Raw genomic sequence first — 7,305 nt, 5'->3', positions numbered from 1 at the left:
GCGGCGCGGGCGGTAGCGGCGGCGCAGGCGGCGCAGGTGGCAGCGGTGGCCATGGCGGCGTCGGCGGTGCTGGCGGCGCTGGCGGCGTCGGCGGCAATGGCGGCGCGGGCGGTAGCGGCGGCAGCGGCGGCGCCGATCCCGTCGATCCCGCGGACGACGCATCCTGTGGCTGCCGCGTGGTCGGCGCATCTCCCGCGGGTCGGCAAACGACGCCTCTCGCCTTGTTTTCCCTCCTCCTCGCCGCGGCGGCGCGTCCCTTCCAGCGACGCCGTTCCCGGTCCTAACGAATCTTCTGCCGCAGCTCCGGCCTCGTCCGCGGATCCTTGAACGTCACGTTGCTCGTCGAATACGCGGTCGCCACCCCGCCCAACACGGCCGATACGGGCAAGAGCAACACGACCCCGGTAAAACCCACCGCCGAGAACGCGGTCTGCGTGCCTTTCTCCTCGGCGAAGGGGGTGCCGATCGCCCCGGCGACCAGGAGGGCGCCGCCCGCGATCATCGTGCCGAGAAAGACACGAAACAGCGTGTCGTGCGTCGATTGAGGGGTCGTCTTCACGTCGAGCCAAACCACGGGATCCTGCGGCGAGTACAGGTAGAAGCTCCGCGTGGAGCGGGCGCCGAGCGCCTCGACGTGGAACCGCGCATCTTGGCGCACCGGGATCACACGCTCGCAGGGCACGGCGCACACGGGGACATCGCTCTCCTTGCGCTCCTCGACGAGCTTCGCCGCGGGGTGATCCGCGTCGAGCCGGACGTGCACCCGTTGCTCCGGCACGGCGGCCACGCTCTCGGGCTTCGGCTCGCTCGGCGGGCGGCGCGGCGGCGCGCAGGCGGCGAGCCCGAGGAGGAGCGTTGCGCCGAGACAACCGGTTTTTCCGGACAGGGCAGCGTGCATCGGGCGCCTCAGAACCGGAACGTGACCATGCCGCGGGCCGCGCCGCGCGCGGGATCGGGGAGCACCTCGACCGTGGTGGTCGAGAGGACGAGCAGCGGAATGCCGACCGCCATGGCGACGCCGCCGCCGATCGCCGCGCCGAGGCAGCCGTATTTGAGCCCGTCCTCGACCCCGTCCCCGCTCCCGAGCGCGTCGCCGAGGGCCGCCAGGAAAAAAATGAACCCGGCCATGACCGCCGCGCCCCCCCCGAGCGCCGTGGACGTGATCCCCGTATAGAACCCCCCGTGGCTGCCCGTGTCGACGCGCAGGAGGACACGCGGGCCCGCGTCTCCGATCGTAAAAGGCTGCGCGCTCGGGAACGCGCCTTCGATGGAGAAACGGTCCGGCGGATCAAAGGCGATCTTCCGGTCGCAGGGCGCGGCGCAGACGACGTCTCCGAAACGGCCGACGTTTCGCCGGAGCGAAAGCGGCGCGTCGGCCTCGATGTGCACGAAGGCCTCGGCCGTGGGCTTGGGGCGCGGATCGGGCGCGTCTTGCCCGGACGCGACCGGGGTCCCGAGGAGGAGAGCGAAGCCGAGGAGGAGGGAGGGCAATCGCATGGCGGCCGAGAGGCACCATCGTAGAGCGGGGCGGTTCGGCGTTCTAGAAAATCGCGCAGCGTTCGGCGCTCCAGGGCGTCGGCGCGGGGCACATGCGCAGGCCGATGTCGAAGGGGCAGCACTCCGATCACGGGCTCGCCGGCTCCGATGTCGAAGGGGCAGCACTCCGATCACGGGCTCGCCGACTCCGATGTCGAACAGGGTGGACTCCGATCACGGGCTCGCCGACTCCGATGTCGAACAGGGTGGACTCCGATCACGGGCTCGCCGACTCCGATGTCGAAGGACGAGCACTCCGATCACGGGCTCGCCGCCTCCGATGTCGAAGGGGCGGCACTCCGATCACGGGCTCGCCGACTCCGATGTCGAAGGGCGAGCACTCCGATCACGGGCTCGCCGACTCCGATGTCGAAGGGCGAGCACTCCGATCACGGGCTCGCTGACTCCGATGTCGAAGGGTCGCGCCCGCACAGGGCGATCAGCTCGGAGACGAGGGCGGCATCGTAGGCATGGAGCAGGGTGCAGGGCCCGAGGCGGAGCCGGCCCACGAGCGCGCCCGGGGGCGGCCCTTCCCAAGAACCGCGTCAGTCGTCCTCGCAAGAGAACCGCGCCATGAACTTCTCGGGTCCGGAGCCAAAGCGCTTCTTGGTCTTTGACTTCTCCCGCTCGAAGCATTCGCGACACCTGTCCTTGCACCCGAGCCGCTTCCAGAGGATCGCGGCAAAGAAGAGCTCGAACGTATCTTCACGAGGAGCGATGAACCGGTCCTCCTTCCTGCGGGGCTGCGAGAGGAACTCCGCGACCGCGCATTCGTCCCGAAATCGATCGAAGAAGGGCAGGGCCGCCGTCTCCACGAGCCGCCGCAGCGCCTGCCCTACCTCGTCGTCCTTCTCGGGCCCATCGGAGGGCGTGAGGTCCCACCACGAGTCGCCCGTCGGTGTCAGCATTCCGGGCCGCACGTTCAGGAGTCCGTACGCTGCGTCAACCACCTTGGGTTCGACGCAGTTCCCGTAGGTACCCCGAACCCCCGGCACGTGAACCCCACAATTCGTCGTGAAACGGTACTCGTCGGCCGTGTTGAACTTGCCAGTCTCGTGATTGAAGAGGTGCTGGACGCTCCCCAGATCCCGCACGTACACGATCCCTCGTTTCTCGAAGCCCGCCGCGTGGAGCGTAGGCGTGACCCACGTCTTGAAGATGTGGCTCATGCGGTTTTGCAGGAATCGTTTATGGGTCATAGTAGATCACGCGTCCCCTCTTTTGCGTAGCGTCCTCATACTTCTTCATTTGGTGTTTGCCCGCAGCTTTGCCCGTCGGCGTGTTCGGCTTGAGCTCGATCGGGTTCCCTCTCGGCGTGAGCGCGTCAGGTTTCAGAATCCTGCCGTCAGTTGTGCGGACGATTGGCTCGGGAACCCATCCCTCTCCCTGCTTCGCCTCGACCTTCTTCGTGAACTCCTTGTGCACCTCCCGCCCCCGCGCCGCCGCCGGGTTCTCGCCTCCCCGCTTCGGTTTGGCCTGCGGTGGAGGATCCGCCGCGCTCCCGTTGCCCGCCTGCCCCGCCGCCCCTCCGTTCGGCTTCCCCCCGTTCGGCTTCCCGACCGGCTTGGTCCTCGTCTTGACCGTCGACTTCGGCGCGGGCTGCGGCGCGCCCGCTCCCCCACCACTCCCACTCCCCGTTGACAGGGACTGCCCATGGTGCTTCCCGGCGGGCTTCTTCCCGCCCTTCGGTTGGAAGTTCTGGTGTCTCGCATGGCAAACGCCCGCAAGGCACTCGTACGCTCGCTCGAGCCGCGCAGTCTCCTCCGGGGTTTGGCTCCACTCCTCATACCTCCATACTTCACCCGGCTGCACCTCGCTCGGGTCCTTCGGCGCGGGCGCCTCGACCGGGCGCGGTCGGTTCTCCGCGACGGCCGGCTCCCCGCCGGGCCGCTTGACCAGGATCCTCGTGCACGTACGTGAACCCGTGCCGCGGCGTTGCCGCGTCTGGCCTGGCTCCCGATACGCCGTGCACCGCTCCCGCTCCGGTGGTCTCGCAATCGGTCGCGGCAGCAGTTTCGGCCGCGACTTCGGCGGCTCGGCACGATGGGCCTCGTCCTTCTGTTCTCCGTCCTCCTTCTCCTTCGCCGCGAGTTTCTTCTCCGGCGGGGGCGGGGGCGGCTTGTCGCAGGGGAGATGCTGGAACGCAATCCCCAGAAGCTTCCGGCTCTCGGAGGGCGCGTTGGCATCATGGATATAAACGGCCTTGGCCTCGCGGCTCTCCAAGAGCTCGTCGAGCGACAGGAACGTCGTTCGAGGCGTCCCGTCCCCCACGTCGTACCAATAACGTGCATTCGGGTCGACGTGGGGATGGCGCCGGCAGATGCGGAACAAGCGCATTCCGTTCGGCGTCGTCTGCGCCCACGCCTGCGTATTCGCGCCTGTCGCGGCGCACCCGAGGAGCCATACCGAGACGCCCAAAGCGACGAGCACGAGGAGCCAAAGCCGAACAAAGCGGTTCGACAACCAGGCCATGGAAGTGCCTTCCGTGGATGCAGGCCACACCAAGCCACCCCCGTGGCGCTGTGCGCGGGCCTGCGTTGTTCCTGGTGATCCTTGTGCATGCCGAGCGCGAACCTGCGCAAGAGCACTCGCACGTGGGTGGGACGTACCCTGTCCGAGCGAACGGAGGGTCCCTCGGCCGGGCTTCGCTGGAACGAGTGGGGACGCGACGCGTACGACGCGGGACAAAAAAAGGAGGACATCGAGCGGTTGCAGCCGCTCGATGTCCTACCCACCGCCCCGACGATTCAGTCGATCGAAGGCTTCACGCCGAGCTCTTGCAGGACGTTGTCCGCTCCCTCGACGTCCATCACCCAGAGCACGTAGCGCAGATCCACGTGGATCGTCCGCGTGATCTCCGGGAGGAAGATCACGTCCGACGCCATCGCCTCGTAATTGCCGTCGAACGCGAGGCCGACGAGCTCACCCTTCCCGTTCAGCGTGGGCGAGCCGGAGTTGCCGCCCGTGATGTCGAGGTCGCTCAGGAAATCCACGGGCACCTCGCCGAGCGTCGCGTCCGCATAGGCTCCCCACTTCTTCGCGCTCGCCGCCGCGAGCAGCTTGGAGGGCGCTTCGAACGGATCCTTGCCCGTATGCTTCTTGACCATCTCCGACGTGGTCGTGAACGGCGTGTAGACCGGCGCGTCCTTCGTCGGGCGATAGCCGCGCACGCTCCCGTACGTCACGCGCAACGTCCCGTTCGCGTCGGGCGCGATCTGCTGGCCCATCATCTTCTGCAGCGCGTCGAAATACTTCGGCCGGAGCAACGCCATCGCGCCGTCGAACGATTTCTCCCGATCCTCGGAGGCCTTGTACGCGGGGCGCAGCGCCACGGCGAGCTTGAGGAGCGGGTCCTTGCTCTTCTTCAAATCGTCGAGCTTCGCCGTTTTGAGGAGATCGAGCCGCGCCTTCTCGTCTTCGAGCTTCGTCCCCTCGTAAAGGCCCTTCACCGCCTTCTCGATCGCCGCCGCGTCGAGCTTCTTGCCCACGATCGTCGCGACGAACGCCGGCCGCTCCTTCTCGGGCAGCTTCGCGATTCGCTCCAGGGCGAGCTTCAGCATCGCCTGGTCGATCACCCGGTCGTACGAGGCCGAGAGCCGCGTCATCTTTTGCTCGATGCGCTTCCAGGTGCGCTCCTGGAACTCCGGGTCGCGCTCGGCGTCCGCCTTCGGGCGCTCCTCCGCCATCCGCACGATCGTGGAGGCCGCCTGGAACAGGCTCGCGCTCATCATCACGCTGCCGAGCGCCATGTCCTCCTCGCGCGTCTTCTTCTGCTCCGCCACGAGCGCCTCGATCTTGGCGATCACGTCGCCATAGGCGGCCTTGCGCTCGGCGTCGCCGCCGATCCACGCCGCGAGCTCGGCGTCCTTCTTGGCGCGCTCCGAGGCCACGCCGCCCTTGCCGAGCCCCTCGGCCAGGCCCTTGATCTTCGTGAGCGCGTTCGAGATGCCGCGCAGGAAGGGGTTCGCCTTGATCGCGATCTCCTCCTTTTGCTTGCTCACGGATTCGAGCACCTTCACGCCCTCCTCGAAGGCGGCGATACGGCGCGGATACCCCCATTCGAGCGCCTCTTTGATCTCGAACGAAGTGCGCAGGCGGTTCGTGGCGCCCGGATACCCGGCGACCATCACGAAGTCGTTCGGCGCGAGCGGCTTCTGCGCGAGGCGCAGGTAGTGCGCCGGCTTGTACGGGACGTTCGTCTCCGCGTGATCCGCGGGCTTCTGGTCCTTGCCCACGTACGCGCGCAGGAACGCGAAGTCGCCGCCGTGGCGGGGCCAGCGCCAGTTGTCGACCTCGCCGCCGAAGTTGCCGACGCCCTCCGGCGGGGCATACACGAGGCGCACGTCGCGGATCTCGAGCTGCTCGACGAGCAGGTACTGCGCGCCGCCGAAGTACGCCTTCAGCGAGCAACGCACCTCGGGCCGATCCTTCTCGCAGGCCGCGACGAGCGACTTCTCGCGCATCTCGATCTGGTCGTTTCGCATCCGATCGTTCGGGAGCTTGTCGAGGCCCTGGCGGACGTCCTTCGTCACGTCCTTGAACGAGCGGGTCACGAAGATGCGGTTCGTAGGGCCGGCCCACTTCTCGTCCGCGCGCGTCTTCGCGAGGTAACCGTCGTTCGCGACGTTCTGCTTCGGCGTCGCGTTGAACTGGAGGATGCCGGTCACGCAGTGGTGGTTCGTGACGATGAGGCCATCGGGCGACACGAACGAGGCCGAACATCCGCCGAGGCTCACGACCGCCGCGAGCGGGGGCTGCATCGGATCGGTGAGCGCCTTCGGATCGATCTCGAGGCCCGCGCCCTTGAGCTTCGCTTCATGCTCGGCGAGCTGGGAGGGCACCCACATCCCGCCGGGGTTCTCGAAAGGCTTGCGCTCGGGGCCCTTCACCTCCGCCGCCTTCGTGTCCTCCTTCGGCCCCGTCTTCGCGCCGTCGTTTGCAGCCGAAGAGTTCGCCGAATCAGCCGGAGGCGGGGGCTCGGCGCCGCAGCCGAGGCCGAGCCCGAGGGTGGAAACGAGCAGCGCCAGTGCAGAAAAGGAGTTCGTCAGGCGAGGCATGGCGAGCCCTGTAGCACCTTTCTTCTGTTGACGCAGTCCCGCGCAGGCGGCGATCCTCCTCGAACCATGCGCACCCTGACGGCGATCCTTGCTTCCTCGTTTCTCCTTGTCGCGATCCCCTTCGTTGGCTGCTCGGAAGGCGGCGCGAATAACAATCCTTCCGCGACAGGCAACTTCACGGGCGGCGGCGGCGGCGGCCAGAGCACCGGCTGCAACAACAACCAGCCGGACGGCTTCTGCAACTTCAACGGCCAGAACGCCGAGACGTGCGCATGCCCCGACTGCGCCGATCAAGCCGCGTGTCTCGGCACCTGTCAGGACGACGGCAAGTGCGACAACGCCGAGATGGGGACAGAAGATTGCACGTGCAACGATTGTTACTTCAAGGTCGCCAACTGTCCCCCGGCAAACGTCGGTTGTGACAACGACGACGGCGTGTGCCTGATCAACGAGGACTGCACCTGCCCCAATTGCACGAATACCGATCGGTGCACGATGAACTGCACGGACAACGGCTCGTGCGTCGAGTACCTCGAAGGTTGCTCCTGCAACGATTGCAAGCCGCTCGAGAAGTGCGGCGGCAGCGGCGCGACGAGCTCCAGCGCGGCGTCGAGCACCGCAGCGTCGAGCACCGCGGCGTCCACGGGCGCGGGTGGCGCGGGCGGAGCGGGTGGCGCCGGCGGCGCGGGCGGAGCCGGCGGCGCGGGGGGCG

General features: G+C 67.7%; 7 protein-coding genes. 2 read left to right on the top strand and 5 right to left on the bottom strand.

Annotated features, from left to right (window positions below; genetic code table 11):
- The coding region (locus QHF89_RS49570; protein ID WP_284722014.1) for an MYXO-CTERM sorting domain-containing protein at nt 1-284 on the top strand (284 nt) is incomplete at its 5' end.
- On the opposite strand, the gene QHF89_RS49565 is transcribed toward QHF89_RS49570, so the two are convergent.
- From QHF89_RS49565 to QHF89_RS49545, 5 genes are all read right to left on the bottom strand, one after another.
- A complete protein-coding gene (locus QHF89_RS49565) occupies nt 281-898 on the bottom strand; it encodes a hypothetical protein (RefSeq protein ID WP_136967908.1) in 618 nt (205 codons plus the stop codon). The two genes, QHF89_RS49570 and QHF89_RS49565, sit on opposite strands and share 4 nt — an antisense overlap.
- 8 nt (nt 899-906) lie before the next feature.
- The gene (locus tag QHF89_RS49560) at nt 907-1,497 is read right to left on the bottom strand and encodes a hypothetical protein (RefSeq protein WP_136967907.1); all 591 of its coding nucleotides are present in this window, start codon (nt 1,495-1,497) and stop codon (nt 907-909) included.
- A gap of 584 nt (nt 1,498-2,081) precedes the next feature.
- Nucleotides 2,082-2,705 (bottom strand): DUF4304 domain-containing protein, encoded by a 624-nt coding sequence (locus QHF89_RS49555; RefSeq protein ID WP_284722013.1) that lies wholly within the window; start codon nt 2,703-2,705, stop codon nt 2,082-2,084.
- Nucleotides 2,706-2,724: 19 nt separating this feature from the next.
- A complete protein-coding gene (locus QHF89_RS49550; RefSeq protein ID WP_136967905.1) occupies nt 2,725-4,008 on the bottom strand; it encodes a hypothetical protein in 1,284 nt (427 codons plus the stop codon).
- A gap of 275 nt (nt 4,009-4,283) precedes the next feature.
- Nucleotides 4,284-6,593, bottom strand: a complete 2,310-nt coding sequence (locus QHF89_RS49545) for a S46 family peptidase (protein WP_136967904.1) — start codon at nt 6,591-6,593, stop codon at nt 4,284-4,286.
- A gap of 66 nt (nt 6,594-6,659) precedes the next feature.
- Here QHF89_RS49545 and QHF89_RS49540 point away from each other — a divergent pair.
- On the top strand, nt 6,660-7,305 hold a 646-nt coding region (locus QHF89_RS49540; protein WP_284722012.1), incomplete at its 3' end, for a hypothetical protein.

Source organism: Polyangium sorediatum (assembly GCF_029946465.1).
GTDB classification, from domain to species: Bacteria; Myxococcota_A; Polyangia; order Polyangiales; family Polyangiaceae; genus Polyangium; species Polyangium fumosum.
The sequence above is the reverse complement of the archived record's forward strand: the minus strand, read 5'-3'. Positions and strand labels throughout refer to the sequence as shown.

Excerpts from the sequence above, each read along its gene's own strand:
- QHF89_RS49555 (WP_284722013.1), bottom strand. The coding sequence starts at position 2,705 with ATGAGCCACATCTTCAAGACGTGGGTCACGCCTACGCTCCACGCGGCG.
- QHF89_RS49565 (WP_136967908.1), bottom strand. The coding sequence starts at position 898 with ATGCACGCTGCCCTGTCCGGAAAAACCGGTTGTCTCGGCGCAACGCTC.
- QHF89_RS49560 (WP_136967907.1), bottom strand. The coding sequence starts at position 1,497 with ATGCGATTGCCCTCCCTCCTCCTCGGCTTCGCTCTCCTCCTCGGGACC.
- QHF89_RS49545 (WP_136967904.1), bottom strand. The coding sequence starts at position 6,593 with ATGCCTCGCCTGACGAACTCCTTTTCTGCACTGGCGCTGCTCGTTTCC.
- QHF89_RS49550 (WP_136967905.1), bottom strand. The coding sequence starts at position 4,008 with ATGGCCTGGTTGTCGAACCGCTTTGTTCGGCTTTGGCTCCTCGTGCTC.